The sequence below is a fragment of the Psychrobacter sp. CoH-33_TS_01 genome, from assembly GCF_058189395.1.
Window position 1 is genome coordinate 1 of record NZ_JBVGQI010000111.1, and the last position, 229, is coordinate 229.

Here is a 229-nt window from a genome sequence, read left to right on the forward strand (position 1 = left end):
GGTGGCCGGCACGCTCTGCACCACCACGCTCGTGATCGCCGCGTAGATCAGGCCGAGGCCGATGCCGAAGACGCCGGACGCCGTCGCGACCGCGGCGAGCGAACCGTGCAGGAAGGCCAGCGACAGGCTCGACCCCGCCATGACGACGGCCGCGATCACGATCTGGGTGCGGAAGCCGAGCCAACGCTCCAGCGGGCCGCTGAGGAAGCCGGTCACCGCCATCGTCACG

1 protein-coding gene is annotated in these 229 nt (G+C 71.6%); it reads right to left on the reverse strand.

The genetic code is table 11. From position 1 onward, the window contains the following. Positions 1 to 229, reverse strand: a 229-nt coding sequence (locus tag ACZ2XM_RS15730; RefSeq protein ID WP_490619049.1) for a hypothetical protein, incomplete at both ends; no start/stop codon positions are given.